Genomic DNA, 1,744 nt, shown 5'->3' with positions numbered 1-1,744 from the left:
GGGTTAAATAATATCAACTCTGTTAGAGAGGTTACTTACTGGGAAAAAAGGGGAGATTATTCAAAATACCCTTTGTATAACCCATGGAGTTCGTCGGCTCCTTATCAGGCCAATCAGGATTTATTCCTTGAAGATGCTTCATTCTTAAAATTGAGAACTGTGTCGTTAGGTTATGATTTAACGAAATTGATGAAAAAGAAAATGCCAAGACTTGAAAGATTTTATGTTTATGGTAGTGTGCATAATATTTTCACCCTTACTAAATATACAGGACAAGATCCAGAGCTCGTAAACTATACTGGTTACGATACAGGTTACGGAATGCAAATTCCTAGAACGTATATGCTAGGTGTAAAAATGGATTTTTAATTAATATCACACATAGACAAATAACATTAAGTACCATTTAAAATAGACGAAATGAAAAAAATAGTTTTGCTGAGTCTTATCTTTTTTGCTCTGGTAGCAGGTGGCTGTAAAAAAGCATTAGATATAAACTCAACCCGTGTGGTAAATGAACAGAACTCCTGGAACAATATGGAAGATTCCAGAGCTAAACTGCTTGGGGTATATGGGTTAACCAGGGCAGCATTAGCAGATAACAATGGCCATTGGATTTATGGTGATGTGCGTATGGGAAATTTTGATAGCCCTTTACGTCAGGATCTGAAAGCCATTATAAGAAATGACCTGAAGGCTGCTTATCCAGTGGTTCAAGAACTTTCTAATTGGAGAAGATTTTATGCAATTGTAAATGCTGCAAATATTTTCCTTGAGCGTATCCAAGAAGTTAAAGCGAAAGATGCCAGGTATACGGATAACAATATGACTGTAGATATAGCGCAAATAAGATTTTTGCGCGCATTTGCTTACTTCTACATGGTGAGAATATGGGGTGATGTACCTTTTATTACCTCATCTCGTGACGGACAATTTGAAAATGTTAAAAGATCAGATCGTAACGCGATTATGGAGTTTGTTCAGGCCGAAATGGTGGCAGCTGCTGAACAGTTACCATATAGATACAGTGTAAACGATATTCAGCAACCGGGGATGTACTATAATGAAGGAGAAGGAAGATGGAATGGAACCCTGGTTAGAAAATTAAGTGCCTATGCTGTTGCTGCTCAGGCGGCTGCATGGCAAGGGAAATATGCTGACGTAACTGTTTATACCAAAATTGTGCTTGATAATTTTGGTAAAGCGGCAATGGCTTATAATCCAACCGATTATCTTACAGGTCGCAGAGGACTTTTCTTTGATAAGAATAATAATCAGCTGTTGGGATTTGGTTTTATCTTTGGACATCAGGATGCCACATTCGTAGGTAATATTGAATCACTTACACTTGCAGAGCCAATTGTAAATAAAAATCTACCGGATATTTTTGTACCAAAGGATTCAATCTTATCCATATTTAAAGAAGCTAATGATGGCAGGTTTAATATCGATAGTAATGGTGTTACTCACTCTCAGCTTTATTTTACAAATTTCCTAGGTAAGTATCCAATTTTTAGTAAGATAAAATGTATGCAGGATGGATCATCAGACCCAACTTTCAGAATATTTTCAAGTGCTATACTCTTTACAAGGCTGGAAGATGTTACACTGTTGAGAGCTGAGGCTTTGGCTGTATTAGGGGAAAGACAAGGAGCGATCGATGCGCTAAATATAGTAAGAGCATTTAGGTATAACGTTGATAATGTGGGAGCTACTAATAGTAGTTATGTGCCGTACTCGCCCG

The 1,744-nt window shown here is 37.3% G+C and carries 1 protein-coding gene and 1 pseudogene; both read left to right on the top strand.

Going from position 1 to position 1,744, the window contains the following annotated elements:
* A pseudogene (locus AC1DG9_RS26710) lies at positions 1 to 369 on the top strand (SusC/RagA family TonB-linked outer membrane protein); the annotation flags it as partial.
* A gap of 51 nt (positions 370 to 420) precedes the next feature.
* On the top strand, positions 421 to 1,744 hold a 1,324-nt coding region (locus AC1DG9_RS26705), incomplete at its 3' end, for a RagB/SusD family nutrient uptake outer membrane protein (protein ID WP_477635650.1).

Source organism: Pedobacter sp. 05L430 (assembly GCF_056397585.1).
The sequence above is the reverse complement of the archived record's forward strand: the minus strand, read 5'-3'. Positions and strand labels throughout refer to the sequence as shown.